General features: G+C 63.3%; 14 protein-coding genes and 1 tRNA gene. 8 read left to right on the forward strand and 7 right to left on the reverse strand.

The window, feature by feature from the left end; translation table 11 throughout:
- The first annotated feature begins 47 nt into the window (after positions 1–47).
- Positions 48–581, forward strand: a complete 534-nt coding sequence (locus tag ACP15D_RS08825; protein ID WP_424957158.1) for a hypothetical protein — start codon at positions 48–50, stop codon at positions 579–581.
- Between the two features lie 13 nt (positions 582–594).
- Here the strand turns inward: ACP15D_RS08825 and mutL are convergent, their stop codons facing one another.
- On the reverse strand, positions 595–2,388 hold the full coding sequence (gene mutL, locus ACP15D_RS08830; RefSeq protein WP_424957159.1) for a DNA mismatch repair endonuclease MutL: 1,794 nt from the start codon (positions 2,386–2,388) through the stop codon (positions 595–597).
- A 232-nt stretch (positions 2,389–2,620) separates the two neighbouring features.
- Here mutL and ppa point away from each other — a divergent pair, with 232 nt between their 5' ends.
- Entirely contained in the window at positions 2,621–3,157 is a 537-nt protein-coding gene (gene ppa / locus ACP15D_RS08835; protein ID WP_424957160.1) for an inorganic diphosphatase, read from the forward strand.
- A 99-nt stretch (positions 3,158–3,256) separates the two neighbouring features.
- Here ppa and ACP15D_RS08840 read toward each other — a convergent pair whose 3' ends face one another.
- Together ACP15D_RS08840 and ACP15D_RS08845 are read right to left on the reverse strand one after the other, a co-directional pair.
- A complete protein-coding gene (locus ACP15D_RS08840; RefSeq protein ID WP_424957161.1) occupies positions 3,257–4,633 on the reverse strand; it encodes a M16 family metallopeptidase in 1,377 nt (458 codons plus the stop codon).
- 25 nt (positions 4,634–4,658) lie between these two features.
- Positions 4,659–6,059 carry a M16 family metallopeptidase gene (locus tag ACP15D_RS08845; RefSeq protein WP_424957162.1) on the reverse strand — a complete coding sequence of 467 codons (1,401 nt, stop codon included), beginning with the start codon at positions 6,057–6,059 and terminating at the stop codon, positions 4,659–4,661.
- 309 nt (positions 6,060–6,368) lie between these two features.
- Between ACP15D_RS08845 and ACP15D_RS08850 the strand changes: the two genes are divergently transcribed.
- A complete protein-coding gene (locus ACP15D_RS08850) occupies positions 6,369–6,797 on the forward strand; it encodes an Hsp20 family protein (protein WP_424957163.1) in 429 nt (142 codons plus the stop codon).
- A gap of 141 nt (positions 6,798–6,938) precedes the next feature.
- Positions 6,939–7,208: a DUF1150 family protein gene (locus tag ACP15D_RS08855; RefSeq protein WP_072373199.1), complete on the forward strand. Its 270-nt coding sequence runs from the start codon at positions 6,939–6,941 to the stop codon at positions 7,206–7,208.
- 276 nt (positions 7,209–7,484) lie between these two features.
- Here ACP15D_RS08855 and ACP15D_RS08860 read toward each other — a convergent pair whose 3' ends face one another.
- Positions 7,485–8,468, reverse strand: coding sequence for a complex I NDUFA9 subunit family protein (locus ACP15D_RS08860; RefSeq protein ID WP_424957164.1), 984 nt, complete (start codon positions 8,466–8,468; stop codon positions 7,485–7,487).
- A gap of 148 nt (positions 8,469–8,616) precedes the next feature.
- On the opposite strand from ACP15D_RS08860, the gene ACP15D_RS08865 reads away from it, so the two are divergent.
- Positions 8,617–8,701, forward strand: a tRNA-Leu gene (locus ACP15D_RS08865).
- Positions 8,702–8,790: 89 nt separating this feature from the next.
- Here the strand turns inward: ACP15D_RS08865 and ACP15D_RS08870 are convergent.
- Complete coding sequence (locus ACP15D_RS08870; protein WP_424957165.1) at positions 8,791–9,726, reverse strand: LysR family transcriptional regulator; 936 nt, start codon at positions 9,724–9,726, stop codon at positions 8,791–8,793.
- Positions 9,727–9,826: 100 nt separating this feature from the next.
- Here ACP15D_RS08870 and ilvD point away from each other — a divergent pair, with 100 nt between their 5' ends.
- The gene (gene ilvD, locus ACP15D_RS08875; protein WP_424957166.1) at positions 9,827–11,677 is read left to right on the forward strand and encodes a dihydroxy-acid dehydratase; all 1,851 of its coding nucleotides are present in this window, start codon (positions 9,827–9,829) and stop codon (positions 11,675–11,677) included.
- Positions 11,678–11,751: 74 nt separating this feature from the next.
- Here ilvD and ACP15D_RS08880 read toward each other — a convergent pair whose 3' ends face one another.
- Positions 11,752–12,564 carry a hypothetical protein gene (locus ACP15D_RS08880; protein WP_424957167.1) on the reverse strand — a complete coding sequence of 271 codons (813 nt, stop codon included), beginning with the start codon at positions 12,562–12,564 and terminating at the stop codon, positions 11,752–11,754.
- 134 nt (positions 12,565–12,698) lie between these two features.
- On the reverse strand, positions 12,699–13,133 hold the full coding sequence (locus tag ACP15D_RS08885; protein ID WP_424957168.1) for a hypothetical protein: 435 nt from the start codon (positions 13,131–13,133) through the stop codon (positions 12,699–12,701).
- 261 nt (positions 13,134–13,394) lie between these two features.
- Here ACP15D_RS08885 and ACP15D_RS08890 point away from each other — a divergent pair, with 261 nt between their 5' ends.
- Positions 13,395–14,015, forward strand: a complete 621-nt coding sequence (locus ACP15D_RS08890; RefSeq protein ID WP_424957169.1) for a ribonuclease D — start codon at positions 13,395–13,397, stop codon at positions 14,013–14,015.
- A gap of 116 nt (positions 14,016–14,131) precedes the next feature.
- A complete protein-coding gene (gene lptC / locus ACP15D_RS08895; RefSeq protein ID WP_424957170.1) occupies positions 14,132–16,075 on the forward strand; it encodes an LPS export ABC transporter periplasmic protein LptC in 1,944 nt (647 codons plus the stop codon).
- Positions 16,076–16,085: the final 10 nt, after the last annotated feature.

The raw sequence follows: 16,085 nt of genomic DNA on the forward strand, positions 1-16,085 counted from the left end.
CGATCAGCATTTTATGCGCTGCGATAATCAATAACCGGAGCCGCTCGATGAATGCGCGCCCTTCTGGCAGATCCCCATCCGGCCGATCTATCCTGCTTGTCGTGATCGGCCTCGCCGTCGCGGGCCTAGCAGGTTTCGGCGCGATGCATTTTGCCGGTGCCCCGTCCACGCCGCCGGTCGAGGAGATCCACGAGGCAGAGGTGCCTGACGAGCACACCCTGGCTCCCTCGCTCGACTGCGCCTTTCACGACATGATGCGCACCCACGCCGTGGTCTCCTACTACTTCGACGTCGCTGTTTCCAAAAGCGAAGCACCCCGCTTCTATGAACGCGCCATCGTTGCCGAAAACGGCACACGCACGAACTTCTCGGGCGATGATCGCCCCGCCTGGACCTACGGCCTCGATGGCGACGGCAAACCGATGATCACGTCGCCGGACGGAGGCGAGCGCATCGTGCTGTACGGCTTGAAGCTCGGCCTCGCCGGCGTCTGGCCGGTCGAAGCCGGCATCAGAAGCAACACCTATCGCAACCTCGGTGGCGAGTGCCGCCAGACCAACCTCGCCGCCCGCCCCGGCTGACGAAACAGCCACATCATCGCCGGCCGAACAGCTTCTCGATATCGTTGAGCTTCAGCTCCACGTAGGTCGGGCGCCCGTGGTTGCACTGACCCGAGTAGGGCGTCGCTTCCATGTCGCGCAGCAGCGCGTTCATCTCGTCCGGCGTCAGCCGCCGCCCCGAGCGCACGCTGCCATGGCACGCGATCGTCGCCACCACCGACATCAGCCGCTCCCGCAGCGCGCTGCTCGTTCCCTCGCGCTCAATGTCCGCCGCGATATCCTTCACCAGCGTCGTCACGTCGCCGTTGCCCAGCAGCGCCGGCACCTCGCGCACGATCACCGCACCCGCACCGAACGCCTCGACGACGAGGCCAAGCTCAGCAAGCTCGTCCGCCTTCTCGGCAACCGCCGCCGCCTCGTCGGCACCGAGGTCGACGACGACCGGCACCAGCAGCCCTTGTCGCGCAACGCCCCCCTCGCTCAGCATCTTCTTCAGCCGTTCATAGACGAGACGTTCGTGCGCCGCGTGCTGATCGACAATGACGATGCCATCGCGGGTCTGTGTGACGATGTAATTTTCGTGCAGTTGCGCCCGCGCCGCGCCCAGCGGCCGGTCCTGCAACTCCTCGGCCATTGGCGCTGTGAACGCGCGCGTATCCGCGCTCGGCGCATCCGCAACATCGAGCGGCGCCTGCATCGCTTCGGCAAGCCCGAACGGCATGCCTGACGGGCGCGAGGCTGCGTAGTAGGAAGGCCGCGGCCGCTCGAACGGCCCGATGTTGGGGCGTAGCTCATCCAGCGCGGCAACACCATTCGCCGCTGCTGCGCGATGCCCTGCAATATGCAGCGATGCCGCCAGCGCGTTGATCAGCAGCGAGCGCACGCGCCCCGCATCGCGGAAACGCACCTCCACCTTTGCTGGATGCACGTTGACGTCGACTTCCTCCGGCGGCAGCGCCACGAACAGCGCCAACAAAGGATGGCGCCCACGCGGAATGAGATCGCCATACGCCGCGCGCACCGCGCCGACCAGCAGCTTGTCTTTCACCGGCCGGCCGTTGACGAACAGGAACTGCTGCGCCGCGTCCGGGCGATGCAGCGTCGGCAATCCTGCAAAGCCGCGTACCGAAAGCCCGTTGCGCTCGGCTTCCACCGGAACGGCGTCTGCCATGAACTCGCGCCCCATGATGCGCCCGAGCCGTTGCAGCAAGCCGTCATCGCCCGCCGCCTCGCGCGGAAACCGGAGCCCTGTACGTTCGCCCGTCGTCAGCGTGAAGCCCACCGTCGGGTGTGCCATGGCGAGGCGCTTGACGACTTCGCCCATCGCCTGGTTCTCGGCACGCTCCGACTTCATGAATTTGAGCCGCGCCGGCACGCTGGAGAAAAGATCGCGCACTTCGACAGTCGTCCCGGAATTCCCCGCCGCCGGGCGCACCGCGCTTTTCGCTCCGCGATCGACTCCGATGGCGAACGCATCAGCCGCGCCGCGCGCGCGCGACAGGATCGTCAGTCGCGCAATCGACCCGATGGAAGGCAGCGCCTCGCCGCGAAAGCCGAGCGTGCGCACCGAGAACAAGTCCTCGTCGGAAAGCTTCGAGGTGGCGTGCCGCTCCACCGCGAGGTTCAAGTCGTCAGCCGGCATGCCGCCGCCGTCGTCGGTAACGCGGATCAGCGCCAACCCCCCGGACGCCGCCACCACGTCGATTTCGCTGGCCCCCGCGTCGAGCGCGTTCTCGACCAGTTCCTTGACGACACTGGCCGGCCGCTCGACGACCTCGCCGGCCGCGATCCGATTGATCGTTTCTGGGGATAGCTGGCGGATCGCCATGCTAGGGTGCCTCCTGTTGGGGCCAACCTACCCCGCGATTCGGCGGCGAGCGGGCCCCTCGGGGCCACTCATCCCCGCTTTTCCCCGCCCCTAACTGGGAGTTGGGGCGTCTCCGGCTCATCATTTAGCTGCATGCGACCGGTGTGCAGCTTTCCAAACACGCGAAATTTGTCCATTTCTCCGCGCCAAATGCCCCCAAGCGGGGAGAGTCCTGCACCAACCTGGAGACCACATGCGGCTCGACGCTATTCCGATCGGAAAGAACCCGCCCCTCGACATCAATGTTGTGATCGAGGTGCCAGTAGGCGGCGAGCCCATCAAATACGAGCTCGACAAGGCCTCGGGCACGCTATTTGTCGATCGCTTCCTCTACACGCCGATGCGCTACCCCGGGAACTACGGGTTCGTGCCGCACACGCTGTCGGCCGACGGCGACCCCATCGACGTTCTCGTCTGCAACACGCGCGCAATCATTCCCGGCGCAGTCATCAACTGCCGACCGGTGGGCGTCCTCGTCATGCAGGATGAGGGCGGCGGAGACGAGAAGATCATCGCCGTGCCGAGCAGCAAGCTGACCATGCGCTACGACAAAATCGCCAACTACACCGACCTGCCGCAGATCAGCGTGCAGCAGATTGAGCACTTCTTCGGCCACTACAAGGACCTCGAGCCGAGCAAGTGGGTGAAGATCGATCACTGGGGAGATTCAGGCGAGGCGCGCCGCCTCATCGTCGAGGCCATCGAGCGCGCCAAGAAGCCGATCCGCTGAACCAGTATCGCGCCCGTAAGCAAGTGTGGCCGCCAGCGCATTGCGCGAGCGGCCACAATCGAGTTCTCTTCCCTGCTTCAGACCGGGAAAAAACTAGCTCTAACCCTTCTTCGCCTGCTGCAGGGCAGGCTTGCCGACCACGGTGACGATCAGGTCATTCGTGTCGAGCAGCCGCTTGGCAACGCGCTTCAGATCATCGAGCGTCACCGCCGCGACCATCGCATTGCGGTTGTCGACGTACTCCGGCCCGAAGTCGTCCATTCGCAGGCCGAGAAGCTGCGAGGCAATCTTCGCGTTGGTGTCGAAGCGCAACGGATAGGAACCGATCAGATAGCTCTTGGCATTGTCGAGGTCAGTCTGGCTGAGCTCGCCGTTGGCCATCTTCTGCAATTCCTCGCGGATGATATCGAGCGACTTGCCCATCATGTCGTTGCGCGTGGCAACGCCGCCCGAGAAGATCGAGGTGTGCTGATAGGGATAGACGTAGGTGTAGACCGAATAGGCAAGCCCACGCTTCTCGCGCACTTCTTCCATCAGCTTCGACGCAAACCCGCCGCCGCCGATGATCTGGTTGAGCACGAACGCCGCCATGAAGTCCGGATCCTTGCGCGGCATGGCGCCGAGGCCGAACACCGCCACTGACTGCGGCACATCCATGTCGACCACCGTCTGGCGCCCGCCGTGCACCGGATCGGTGTTCGCCACTGGCAGCAGATCCGCCTTCGCGGGAAGATCGCCGAACACTTCATCGAGCAATTTGCCGAACTGCTCCGGCGTGATGTCGCCGACAGCAACCACCTTCAGCTTGTCCTTCGCGAACACCCGCTTGCGATAGGCTTCGAGATCCGCGCCGGTCATCTTACCGACGGTCTCCTCGGTGCCGTTTGACGGCCGCGCATAAGGATGTCCGGCGAACGCCACGGCGTACCACTCGTTCTGCGCCACCTTGTCGGGATCGCGCTTGGCATAGGCGAGCGAAGCCAGCAGCTGCTGGCGGATACGCTCCACCGCGTCGTCGTCGAAGCGCGGCTTGGTCAGCGCCAGTTTCAGAAGCTTGGCGGACTCGTCGCGATTTTCGGTCAGTGTCTCGAAGTTGCCGTAGAACGCGTCCTTCGCCTCCTCGTAGTTCATGCGCATGGAGAGGTCCTCCATGCGCTCCTGGAACTCGCGAGATTTGAGGTCGCCCGCACCCTCGTCCAACATCGCCGTCACGAAGTTGGCGACACCTTCTTTGCCGTCTGGATCCTGGGAGCTGCCGCCATCGAAGGCGAAGCGCATCGCCATCATCGGCACTGCATGCTCTTCCACCAGCCAGGCTTCGATTCCGCCCGGGCTCTTCACGGTCTGAATTTTCATAGCGTTTGCAGTCGTGCTCAAAGTGGCGAGAAAGGCGACGGAGAGAACCGCCAGAGAAGCGACGCTCAACCGTCCGAGAACGGCATGCATCGACCTGCGCAGGGAACGGACTGCGACCATATCATAGTCTCCTCGCATTGCGGGATCAGGAGCGCGTGTGCACGACAGGCTGGGAAACCTGCTCGCCGGCACCGTTGCTGTCATCAGCCTCAGGCAGCAGCCATCCGGTCACGGAGGTGTGCGCGTCGAGATACTCGTTCGCCACGCGTTTCACGTCCGCCGGCGTCACCTTGGCGATGGCAGCCGGCCAATCCTCGACCTGATCGATGGTGCGTCCGATCGCGACCGACCAGCCATAGCGCCGCGCCAGGCTCGCCTGATTGTCACTGCTGTAGATGTAGCTGGCGGCGAGCGCCTTCTTTGCGCGCTCGAGTTCGAGTTCGGTGACGCCATTCTTGCGCACCTCGTTCAGCACCGCATCGACATCATCCTCGACCGCTTTCAGGTCGCCGTTGCTGGCAACCGCATAAAGGGAGATCGCACCGCTATCGAGGCTGGCGCCCGAATAGTCGCCGCCGGTCGTTGCTGCGAGCTTGTCGTCGACGACGAGCTTGCGATAGAGGCGGCTGGTCGAGCCATCGGCAAGAATCTTCATCAGCAGGTCGAGCGCCTCGGCATCGCCCGGCTTTGCCGTGACGTAGCTCGGCGCGATGTAGTAGCGATGGAACGAAGCATTACCCGCGCGCGGATCCTTCAGCGTGATGCGGCGCGGCGCGATATGCGGCGGTTCTTGTGGACGCGCACGGGTCTCGACTTCCGGATTGGCGGGAAGCTTGCCGTAGGTCTCTTCGGCCAGGCGCTTCACCTCTTCCGGCGTCACATCGCCAGCAACGACTAAGATCGCGTTGTTGGGCGCATAGTAGCGCTTGTAGAAGCGCAGCGCATCGTCACGCGACAGCTTCGCCATCTCGTGCGCCCAGCCGATCACCGGCACGCCATAGGGATGCGACAGGTACAGGGCGGCATTCATCTGCTCGTCGAGCCGCGCCGTCGGATTGTTGTCGATGCGCGAGCGCCGCTCCTCGATGATCACTTGCCGCTCGGTCGCAACTTCGTCGGTGGTCAGACGCAGATGCGTCATGCGATCGGCTTCCATCTCCATCAGCGTCTTGAGCTGATCCTTGGAGATGCGCTGGTGATACGCGGTCACATCCTGCCCGGTGAAGGCGTTGTCCTGGCCACCAAGGCGGGAAATGATCTTCGAAAACTCGCCGACCGCGATCTTGTCGGTCGACTTGAACATCAGATGCTCGAGGAAGTGCGCAATGCCCGAAACGCCGTGCGGCTCATCGGCTGCCCCGACCTTGTACCAGACCATGTGCGTAACGACCGGGGCGCGATGATCGGGAATGACCACCACATCCATACCGTTGGAAAGCTTGAACTCGGTGGCACGTGGTTCGGCGGAAGCGGAGTGAGGTGCGGTTGCGAGCATGAGCATGGCCATTACATAGGGTGCCAGACGGCTTGCGCCGAGCTTGAGCATCGATAAAACCCCGGGTTGATCCTGGACGAGTAGGTCAGGCGCTGAACCGAAGCTTCACGCGCCCCGGCGAGTTAGTGATCCTGCCGTCATCTTCGGGCTCGGCCCCCTCATGTCAAATGACATCGTGTTCATCTCCTGAGCCCAGAACGGGTCTCTGGGTGGGCCTCCGACCCGCTTGAACGCTCCCCCTCTGTCGCCCATATGTTCTCTCGTTAACCGGCGCTCAGATTGAGGCCGGACCGGTGGAGGCCTCAGAGTTAAGAGGCTCCGCGTTACATTGAAGGTCGCTTAGGGAAGGACCGTCGTTCGATGTCACGGATTTCTATGCTTTCCAGCCCGCTGCTCCTAGGTTTTGAGGAGATCGAGCGCCAGATTGATCGCGTCACCAAGGGCGCAGGCGATGGCTACCCCCCCTACAATATCGAGCGCATCGAGCCGTTGAACGGCGAGTCCGAGACCCTGCGAATCACTCTGGCCGTCGCCGGCTTCACCCGAGACCAGCTCGAGATCACGCTGACGGATAACCAGCTCATCGTGCGCGGCCGGCAGGTCGAGGAAAAGACTAAAAACTACCTCCATCGCGGCATCGCGGCGCGCCAATTCACGCGCACATTCGTCCTTGCCGAGGGAATCGAGGTAAAATCCGCCGATCTGGCCGATGGGCTTCTTTCCATTGACCTGAAGCGCCTGGAACCTGAACGGCTGGTACGCACGATCGAGATACGCGACAGAAATTAGCGTGCCTCAGCGTTGCATATGAAAAGGACTGGCCCCACTGTGCGTTCTGCCAGTGGGCGCGTACTACTCCGGGTGCCGAGAGCTCCAACTCCGATTTGGCTCGGCAGGAGCAGGGCCCGGCAACGAGAAGGGAGTTGCGTCATGACCGAATTCGATAAGACCTTGGCATCTCGCAGCGTCATGACCGAGCACGAGCTGGCAACGCTCGGCGACGGCGCTGTCGCCTACATCAAGATCCTCACCTCGGAAGAGGCCAGCCGCATGTTCCCGGCCATCGAAGGTCTGCCGAAGGGGATCAACCTGTTCTCGTTGCATTCAGCCGACGGCACGCCCCTGGCACTGACCGATACGCGCCAGGCAGCTGTCGGACACGCCATCGATGACGATCTCGAGATCGCCAGCGTCCACTGACGGCGAGTGCACTTCGCAAGCTCTGATTGCAAGGCTCCGGCACCCACCGGAGCCTTTTTTGTGTCAGTCCACTCTTGACCGCACTCGGCGGCAAGTCAGCAAACCGAACTCTTGGCCGCCGCCAGGCGGCAAGGCGCCTGCGCTCCGATCGCCCGAGCGCCTATCAGCGAGGGCGTGAATCGGCAGCGCAAGAAGACCCGCGCCGTATGGCGCGGCTCTCAACTTGCGCGACACCATCCGCAAGCAACGCCCCTAACCACTCGTGTCACCAAACAATCAAGTCCGATAGCTCGCGAACTGGCCGCGCGCCTGGAACCGCTCGAGGTACGCCGGCACGATCGCACCGATGCCATGTGGTGCCGGGATCCCTAGCTCGGCGAGAGTGCGCTTCTCGCTCTTTGCCGCGTCGCTGACGACGTTGTCCTTCTGCAGCAGCAGAATCTGATCGTAGGTGACCGGACGCAGCGCATTCGGTAGCGGCCAAGTGAGCAGGGCCTGCAGCTTGGCCATCCAGAACGGCATGCGCAGATAGCCGCGGTCACGCCCGCTCCACTGCTGCGTCAGGTCCAGCAACTCGCGGAACGACAGCACCTCGGGGCCCCCCGCTTCATAGATTGTACCGGGCTTACCGGCTCCATCGGCGATGTTGGCGACCGCCGCCCCCAGATCTCCGACGAACACCGGCTGGAACAGCGTCCGCCCGCCCCCGATCAGCGGCAGCAGCGGCGACATCCGCGCCATCGCCGCGAACCGGTTGAAGAATTCGTCCTCCGGACCGAACACCACCGACGGCCGAATGATGATGGCGTCGGGAAACTCTTCGAGCACCGCAGCCTCGCCCTCGGCCTTGGTGCGCGCATACCGCGAGCTGCCATGGGCATCGGCGCCAATCGCCGAGATATGTACGAGCTTCGTGGCACCGGCCTCACGCGCCGCCCTGGCGATGGCCCGCGGCCCATCCACGTGCACAGCCTTGAATGTCTGCGCCCCGCTGCTGCTCAGCACGCCCACGGCATTGACGACCAGCTTGGCGCCGGCAACGGCCCGGGCCACCGAATCTGGAAAGCGCACGTTGGCCTGCACCGGGGCCACCTGGCCCACAAAACCGGCCGTCTGCAGGAATCCGGCAAGGTCGGGCCTCCGCTCGGCCGCCCGCACCCGCCAGCCCTGTTTTGCCAGCGCCGTGACCGCATACCTACCCACGAACCCGGAGCCGCCGAAAACCGCCGCCAGTCCCCGGTCGTCGAGCCGATCCGCCATCCCAGATGCCTCCTGAAAACCGGCCCGCCGCTTAGGGCCGCAGTGCCCCTACCGATACACGAGGGACGCCTTCCCTGTGAAGGATGCGCGCGGCCGCACGAGGAAGAATTGACAAGCGGCCCAACGCTCTCTAACTGATCGCCTCCGTGCCCAGATGGCGGAATTGGTAGACGCACTGCTTTCAGGTAGCAGCGCCGCGAGGCGTGGAGGTTCGAGTCCTCTTCTGGGCACCATCCAAACAGACCACAAACCTGCGCATTTCCCGGCCGGGTGACCCCGAGCAGCCGTCCGCCTCGGTATCCCGGTACTTTCATCTGACAATTTACTGTTCCCGACGCGCTGGCGAACCCTGCGGCTGCACCGCCGCGCCTGTCACATCTAAAAACCGCTCCAGCACGGGCGTCGCATCCTTACGCCGCCAGACCATCACCGTATCGAGCTGCGGCGCATCCCCTTCGAGGTCCACGTAGCGAACGCCCGTCCTTGCCAGATTGCGCAACGACGCCGGCACCAGGGCAATGCCCATCCCCGCTGAGACAAGACTGATGATCGTCTGCATCTGGATGGCTTCTTGCGCGACGCGGCCGCTTCCACCGCGCGAGATGCAATAGTCCATTACGAGATCATAAAAAGCCGGCGCCACGCGTCGTGGAAAAAGAACGAGCGGCCCGTCGATGACTGAGCCAGGCGGCAGCCTCCCCTTGCGCAGTGCGATGCGGCCTTCATCGAGCCAGACCTCCGGCACCGCTGCGACCAGTGGCTCCGTGACGAGCTTGCTGTGTGCGAGCGATTCGGGAAGGACCGCGCCCGGCGGCTGAATGATGATGCCGACATGGCCGTTCCCATCGAGCAGCGAGGCAATCTGAACGTCACTCGTCGCTTCCGTCAGCGCAATTTCCACCTCCGGATAGAGCGAGGCGTAGCGGCGCACCAGCACCGGCAGGATGCTGTAGTCGGCCGTGCTGACGAACGAGATCTCCAGCCGCCCCACTTCGCCCGCGCCAAGGCGGCGCGCAGTTTCCGGCAACGCATCGACGCCGCTCAGCGCCTTCCGCACGTACCCCAGCCACAGCGCGCCGAACGGCGTCAACGTGACACTCCGCTTCGTGCGTGCGAAGAGAGGCTTACCCAGCTCGCGCTCCAGCGCGATGATCGACTGGCTGAGCGGTGGCTGCGTCATGTGCAGGCGTTCCGCCGCCCTGCCGAAGTGCAGGGTTTCGGCCACCGCAACGAAGTGTCTGAGCTGCCGGGTGTCCAACACTCATATCCTCTGCGACCTTATCAGCGCTTAATAATATATTTCTCAATAGCTGTAGAGGGCGCTAACGTGCCTTGCCAAAAGCCGTCGGGAGCCTGAAATGCCAGTTTATCGTTCCAGAACAAGTACTCATGGGCGCAACATGGCCGGCGCCAGGGCCCTCTGGCGCGCCACCGGGATGAAGGGCGAAGACTTCGGCAAGCCCATCATCGCCATCGCCAACAGCTTCACCCAGTTCGTGCCCGGGCACGTGCACCTGAAAGACCTCGGCCAGCTCGTCGCTGGCGAGATCGCGGCGGCTGGCGGCGTTGCCAAGGAGTTCAACACCATCGCCGTCGACGACGGCATCGCCATGGGCCACGACGGCATGCTCTATTCGCTGCCGAGCCGCGAGTTGATCGCCGACAGCGTCGAGTACATGGTCAACGCCCATTGCGCCGATGCGCTCGTCTGCATCTCCAATTGCGACAAGATCACGCCCGGCATGCTGATGGCGTCTCTGCGTCTCAACATCCCGACCATCTTCGTCTCCGGCGGCCCGATGGAAGCCGGCAAGGTCGCCGTGAAAGGAAAAGAGCGCGCGCTCGATCTCGTCGATGCCATGGTGATGGCCGCGGACGAGCACTACACCGACCAGGAAGTCGATGCCGTGGAGCGCTCCGCCTGCCCGACGTGCGGCTCGTGCTCCGGCATGTTCACTGCCAACTCGATGAACTGCCTCACCGAAGCGCTTGGCCTGGCACTGCCCGGCAACGGCTCCGTCCTCGCCACGCATTCCGACCGCGAAAAGCTCTTCCGCGAGGCCGGACGCCAGATCGTCGCCCTCGCCAAGCGCTGGTACGAGAATGACGACGTCACCGCCACGCCGCGCGGCATCGCCACCTTTGGCGCATTCGAGAACGCGATGAGCCTCGATATCGCCATGGGCGGATCGACCAACACGGTGCTGCATCTTCTCGCCGCCGCGCAGGAAGGCGAGGTGAACTTCACCATGGCAGACATCGATCGCCTGTCGCGCCGCGTGCCCTGCCTTTGCAAAGTCGCGCCGTCGAAAAGCGACGTGCACATGGAGGACGTACACCGCGCCGGGGGTATCATGTCGATCCTCGGCGAGCTGGAGCGCGCCGGCCTGATCGATGCCAGCCTGCCGACTGTGCACGAGCCGACGCTCGGTGATGCGCTCTCTCGCTGGGACATCGGCCGCACCAACAACGAAGATGCACGCACGCTCTTCAGCGCCGCACCGGGCGGCGTCCCGACCCAAGTTGCGTTCAGTCAGTCCGCGCGCTGGAAAGAGCTCGACACCGACCGCAAGAGCGGCGTCATCCGTTCAGCCGAGCATCCGTTCTCCAAGGACGGCGGCCTTGCCGTGCTGTTCGGCAATCTTGCGCCCGAAGGCTGCATTGTAAAAACCGCCGGCGTCGATGAATCGATCCTGGTCTTCAAGGGCCGCGCTCGCGTCTACGAGAGTCAGGAAGCCGCCGTGACTGCCATCCTCAGTAGCAAGGTGGAAGCCGGCGATGTCGTCATCATCCGCTACGAAGGCCCCAAGGGCGGCCCCGGCATGCAGGAGATGCTCTATCCCACCAGCTACCTGAAATCGAAGGGCCTCGGCAAAGCATGCGCGCTGATCACCGACGGCCGCTTCTCGGGCGGAACGTCCGGCCTTTCCATCGGCCACGTGTCGCCCGAGGCTGCTGAGGGCGGCCTCATCGGCCTCGTCGAGAACGACGATCCGATTCTTATCGACATCCCCAACCGCGTCATCAGCCTTGAAGTCGATGAAGCCATCCTGGCGAAGCGGCGCGAGGCGATGATCGCAAGAGGCGCCGAGGCCTGGAAACCGGTCGGCCGCAAACGCAACGTCTCGCCCGCACTCCGCGCGTACGCTGCTCTCACCACCAACGCCGCGCGCGGCGCCGTCCGCGACGTCAATCAGATCTCGAAGTGAATGCAAATGCTCCGGTCCATCGCGAGGTGGACCGGACTGCTCACGCGCTTACCGGAGAGAGAGGGAAGGGATCGTCAGCCAGCCAGGCTGGTCGGTTGCGTGACGCCGTATTCCCTTACGAGACCGCCCAGCCAACTGTCATGTGGTGGGGTGTCCATTCCGACAACGCGTTTGTAGAGGCTGTGCCAGAGGTGCACGGCACGCGTTTGCGGCGTGAAGTACTGCGTAACCGCCTGACCATCGTGAAAGATGCGAATGTCGTCACGCCGCACAGGCGCGAACGGAAAGAACACGTCTTTCGACTGCACATCGCCAACATGGCCGTTCGCACGCACGAAATGCGTCAGCGCCGCAGGGCCGTATAGTAGCCGCGGCGGCGGCTTGCCCTGCACCCACTTCTCGAAGCGCTTCCAGTGCATGCCAAGCCGCGTCGGCAGGGGATACCAAGGCGGAGCGTACGTTACGGGTCGCTTGCGGCAGAATGCCAAATAATCGGTCAGGACCGGACACCCGGGCTGCAATCCCAGAACAGCGCCGCAAATGCTCTCTCCTGAAACCTCCCAGGACATGAGGTATCGCTCAGACCCCAGCGGCTTAAGCACGATCATATCGAGGTCGAACCAGATACCGCGACCCTGCGCTAGACCCTCGACCCGAAACCAGTCCGAGAAGTGATCGGGCACGCGCTGGTTGATGCAGCTAAGCTCGGGTGCATCGAGCACATCTCGCGCGTCCTCGACGCGAACGCCGAGGCCAGCCGCACGCAGCTCGTTTGGATTATAGGAAAAAACGGTGACGTCATGGCCAGCGGCAACCGCAGATGCGCAGCTGAGCCGCTCCATCCACGTTACCGGTCCCGACCAATAAGAGAAAATCCGACCAGCCACGAGAGTCCCCCGACTGCCCGAAGTGTCGCGCACGCTTATGCGCAGATTGCCTTATAGACTCGAAATGACGCTATCTCGTCAAGAGACTGATTTTCAATCGTGTCTGCAAGATCGAGGCGAGCGAACGACCATCATTATTTCTCGCACCGATGCAGATACTCGCGCGGCGAGTTCGATTTGAACACCGCCGTGTTGGAATTCCAATCGCCGATTTCGAGCAGATCCCGGTTCACCACCCGCTCGGCGATTATGCAATTCGTCTTGCACTCCGTGCCATCGGAGTTCTTCAGCTTCTGCGCCAGAATGATTCGCTGCCCGCGCACATCGCCGGTGATGTCGATCAGGCGCTCAGTGAATGCCGCCTCGGAGGTGCTTCCCTCCTCGACCTTTCGGCTGAGCAGGAAGCTGCGGTTGCGCGGAATGTTCTCAGTCTTGACGTCAGTGCGCGTGTTGCACCAGTAGCCGCCAAGGAACAGGGCATCGAAATCCTGCGACTGCGCTAGGGCCGGCTGTCCTAAACAGGCCAGGGAGGCAAAGGCGGCGATGCTGATGCTTCTAAAGCTGACCACGTCTGGAGGCTCCTTATCTGCTCGCCCCAGTGTCGCAGTGCGGCCCCCAGAAGTCGCCGGAATCCTGACCGGTAGGTATTGGCGCGATTAAGGAGCAGAGCAAACTTGCTGATAGGTGCCAGCCGCGCAAAAGATGCATCTGCCACCCGCAGCACTTGCCTTCGGGCGAGAAATCGATAGGTCAACCGGACCGAAAGCTTTTACGCCGAAAATGGACGGCTGCCCCTTTGCAGCCACCACTCCGCCGAGGGCAGACATTCGATGGCTAAGACCGCGATCACTCTTCACAAGAACGACCTGCCAGCCGGGCTGTCGTTCGGCCCCAGCGTCGCCGTCGACACCGAAACACTCGGCCTCAATCCCAATCGCGACCGCCTGTGCGTCGTTCAGCTGTCCGCCGGTGACGGCACCGCCCACCTCGTCCAGTTCGACGGCAAAGACTATTCCGCCCCTAATCTCAAAGCGCTGCTCACCGACCCCGCCGTCCTGAAGATCTTCCACTACGCCCGCTTCGATATCGCGGTCCTCGAAAAGTATCTCGGCCTCGTCACCGCGCCGATCTACTGCACCAAGATCGCCTCCAAACTCGTGCGCACCTATACCGACCGCCACGGCCTCAAGGACCTCGTCTCCGAACTGGCCGGCGTCGAGCTGTCGAAGCAGCAACAAAGCTCTGACTGGGCCGCGACCGAACTCTCCCAGCAGCAACTGGCCTATGCGGCGTCAGACGTGCTCCACCTCCACACCGTGAAAGCCAAGCTCGACGCCATGTTGGAGCGCGACGGCCGCACCCAGTTCGCCGAGGCCGCTTTCGGCTTCCTCGGCACGCGTGCCAAGCTGGACTTGGCCGGTTTCGGCGAGATCGATATATTCGCCCACTGAGTTATCCCCCGCGGGCGCCCGCGCCACGCATGGGGCCCTTGGCCACAGTCCCAATATAACCCCAATTCACGCACATTTACGGGCAGCGGCTGAAGCCGCCAGCTTTGATCGGGCGCATGGCAACGACGACCAACCTCGCCCCCGGCCAGTCATGGACGGTGGGCACCACTGCCACCAACCGTGCACGCAATTTCGTGCGCGCGCGACGGCACACGCGCTTCGTCCGCGCATTGCGTTTCCTGCTGCCGAGCGGCGCTTGCGCCGTGCTCGCCCTTTATCTCGTGATGGTGCTCGAAACAGCGGGCCTCGTCGATGGCATTCCGCACGTCGAGCTGCCGCGCATCATCCCCGACAACCTGACGATGGATAACCCGCGTTACGAAGGGTTCAACAAAGATGGCGGCAAGTATGTCGTGATTGCCGACACGGCCATCCAGGATCTCGTCAACACCGAGCACATCCGCCTCAACGGCATCAACGGCGACCTCACCGACGCCAAGAAATCGAAGACCAATCTCAAAGCCGTGCAGGGTGACTTCAACACCAAGACCAACGAACTATTGCTGTCCGGCGGCATCGACATCGTCGCCGAGAGCGGCCTCAAAGCGAAGCTATCGAGCGCAACCATCCTCACCAAGGACAACATCATCTTCTCCAAGGAGCCGGTGCTTGTCGAAATGCCGTCCGGCACCATCCGCTCCAACGAGATGCGCCTGCTCAACAAAACCCGCGAGATCGCCTTTGTCGGCAACGTCGACGCCCATCTGACACCGAAGACTGACCCGGCAGCGGCAGACAAACAGGCTGAGAAAACTGCAGCCGCACCGCTCATTGGCGGCGGCAGCGGGCCGATCGACGTCACCGCTAAGCGCCTCGACATCGACGACACCGGCAAGACCGCAACCTTCACTGGCAACGTGCGCGCCGTGCAGGGAGAAGCCGCGATCGAAACCGCGGCACTACAGGTCTTCTACGAGGGCGGCAACACGGACGATGCCGCTCTGCCCGGCGCCGGCAGCAAGATCAAGCGCATCGTCTCGACCGACCCCGTCGTCATGACGCGCGCCCCGCAAGATCGCGTCACCGGCGACAGCCTCGACTACGACGCCGCCAAACAGGTCGCCGTCGTCGCCGGCGATGTGCACATGGCATCTGGCACTGACCGCAGCGCCACCGCAGCCAAAGCCGTCGTCGATCAGACGGCAGACACCATCCTCCTCACTGGCGACGTCATCGTTAAGCAGAGTCGCAACAAGCTCGAGGGCGAGCGCCTCTATGTCGAGCGCGCAACGGGCCGTACGCAGTTGACCTCGCCCGGTGCCAGCCCGACGCAGCCGGGACGCATTTCCGCGCGCTTCTTCCGTACCGACCAGAGCACAGATCAGGTCAAAGTTGCCGCCACGCAAGCAGCCAAGCAGGCCGCCGGTGGTTTGCTCGGTCAGGCGCCCGTGTTCAAGACCGACCCGACCGCGCCTATCGACATCGACGCCGTGCGCCTCGACGTTGACGACCAGGCAAAGCGCGCCGTCTTCAAGGGCGACGTCCGCGTCGTCCAAGGAGACTTTGTCGTACGCACATCCGAGCTGCGCACGTTCTACTCTGGCTCCGCAGGTCTCGCCGAAGAGCAGGCATCGCCCGCACAGAAGCAGGCCGCGCAGATCAACCGCATCGAAGCACGCGGCAAGGTCATCGTCACCTCCAAGAACGGCCAGAACGCCACCGGCGACTGGGCCGACTACGATGTGAAAAAGAACCTGGTCGTACTCGGCGGCGACGTCATCCTGACCCAGGGCAAGAACGTGGTACGTGGAACCAAGCTCACCATCGACATGGTTAGCGGCGAGAGCATCATCGACAGCGCCAACAACGGCCCCTGGTCGGCCACGGCGAGCGAAAATGGTCCGTCGTCCCAAGCATCTAAGGGACGGCAAACCACCCCTTCGCGCCCCAGCGCAATTTTTTACCCTCGCGAGCGAAAGCCTGCCGAAAAGAAGCCCTCCGCGGGTGCTACCGGAGCCGAAGTCCCCGGCGGGGGCTGGTCGACCGATTCCTCCAACTGACGCCCAGATC

It is taken from the genome of Hyphomicrobium sp. 1Nfss2.1, from assembly GCF_965243865.1.
Lineage (GTDB): Bacteria > Pseudomonadota > Alphaproteobacteria > Rhizobiales > Hyphomicrobiaceae > Hyphomicrobium_A.

Coding starts and splice junctions, on each gene's coding strand:
- ppa (WP_424957160.1), top strand. CDS start 2,621: ATGCGGCTCGACGCTATTCCGATCGGAAAGAACCCGCCCCTCGACATC.
- ACP15D_RS08890 (WP_424957169.1), top strand. CDS start 13,395: ATGGCTAAGACCGCGATCACTCTTCACAAGAACGACCTGCCAGCCGGG.
- ACP15D_RS08850 (WP_424957163.1), top strand. CDS start 6,369: ATGTCACGGATTTCTATGCTTTCCAGCCCGCTGCTCCTAGGTTTTGAG.
- ACP15D_RS08845 (WP_424957162.1), bottom strand. CDS start 6,059: ATGCTCAAGCTCGGCGCAAGCCGTCTGGCACCCTATGTAATGGCCATG.
- ACP15D_RS08855 (WP_072373199.1), top strand. CDS start 6,939: ATGACCGAATTCGATAAGACCTTGGCATCTCGCAGCGTCATGACCGAG.
- ACP15D_RS08840 (WP_424957161.1), bottom strand. CDS start 4,633: ATGGTCGCAGTCCGTTCCCTGCGCAGGTCGATGCATGCCGTTCTCGGA.
- ilvD (WP_424957166.1), top strand. CDS start 9,827: ATGCCAGTTTATCGTTCCAGAACAAGTACTCATGGGCGCAACATGGCC.
- ACP15D_RS08825 (WP_424957158.1), top strand. CDS start 48: ATGAATGCGCGCCCTTCTGGCAGATCCCCATCCGGCCGATCTATCCTG.
- mutL (WP_424957159.1), bottom strand. CDS start 2,388: ATGGCGATCCGCCAGCTATCCCCAGAAACGATCAATCGGATCGCGGCC.
- ACP15D_RS08860 (WP_424957164.1), bottom strand. CDS start 8,468: ATGGCGGATCGGCTCGACGACCGGGGACTGGCGGCGGTTTTCGGCGGC.
- lptC (WP_424957170.1), top strand. CDS start 14,132: ATGGCAACGACGACCAACCTCGCCCCCGGCCAGTCATGGACGGTGGGC.